A 1,041-nucleotide genomic window follows, 5' to 3' on the forward strand; every position below is an offset into this window, starting at 1 on the left:
AAGTCCGTTACAGCTTGGAACCCGTGGCGTCCCTCGAAGATGATAGGCGAGTCAGCCAGAACCAAATATGAGTAAGTATCCTCCGATTCCCGCAGGATCGATACAGTGGAAGACGGGGTTCCTGGATGATTCAAGTCGCATTCGGGGTGGAGCCGCGCAACCGATGCGAGCGCCATGGACAAGCCTTCCGCCAGGGAACGAGTTGGATCGGAAAGCGCCGCTACCAAATGCCCACCCAGGTGAGCGACGTACCACGGGACGCCGTGGCGACACCCGGTTTCCAGCCCCACCGTGCTGAGGCCATCCAGGACGATGGCGAGCGAAGGAGTGGCGGCGGCCCAGTCCTCGTTGGGGTTCTTCCCCCCGGCTTGGGTTGCGAGAGAGACGCGCATATCAACCTTCATGCAGATAGAGCGGGGTCACCCTGCGACTCTCAAGAACGTCAAGAGTCTTCGGGTCGTAGCGGCAGGAAATGAGAGTAGAAAATCGCCGGGTCCGCACCTCACGGTAAAGTTGCGCCAAGTTGTTTTCGAGGAAATGTACGACGCCGTTCGCGCCAATGGCGTGGATACCGGCGATGTAGAGGAATGTCCCTCGACCATCCAGGCGGGGAAGCCGTCCGAGGTATCCGAAGTCCGCCGCGCTCCCGTCTTCGTCCATGGGGGACCGGTACTCCTTGCCGACCTTCAGGTCCACCAAATGCCAAGCGCGATCTTTGCGGAATCGGAGATTATCGTCACCCTCCAGGATCTGGGCGATTATCGGAGAGAGGCGGGGGCCGCAGACCACCACTAGGTTATCGCGATTTAGATTCACGATTCCCGATGGCGGAATCACTTCGTATCCGGAATCAAGCTTCAAGCCCGCTAGCAGTTTCCGCAGATGCTCGAAGTTGCTGAGGTCTTCGCGCGTAATGACTTCGCTGGCGTTCTCTTCCTTCCCGGCTTCGTATTTCCCCCCCAGGGGAATGGTCATGGGTCCGGTCCCGAAGAACGCTCGCTCAGGCGGAGGCCCAGCCGAAGCCAACTGGCCGACTCTTCC

At 59.7% G+C, this 1,041-nt stretch carries 1 protein-coding gene and 1 pseudogene; both read right to left on the reverse strand.

The window, feature by feature from the left end:
* Window positions 1–404, reverse strand: a pseudogene (locus tag D7231_RS37230) (hypothetical protein); the annotation flags it as partial.
* The gene (locus tag D7231_RS35780; RefSeq protein WP_242000098.1) at window positions 394–975 is read right to left on the reverse strand and encodes a hypothetical protein; all 582 of its coding nucleotides are present in this window, start codon (window positions 973–975) and stop codon (window positions 394–396) included. The gene D7231_RS35780 and the pseudogene D7231_RS37230, both read right to left, overlap by 11 nt.
* Window positions 976–1,041 lie beyond the last annotated feature (66 nt).

Source organism: Streptomyces klenkii, assembly GCF_003626645.1.
GTDB lineage: Bacteria > Actinomycetota > Actinomycetes > Streptomycetales > Streptomycetaceae > Streptomyces > Streptomyces klenkii.

Coding starts and splice junctions, on each gene's coding strand:
- D7231_RS35780 (WP_242000098.1), bottom strand. CDS start 975: ATGACCATTCCCCTGGGGGGGAAATACGAAGCCGGGAAGGAAGAGAAC.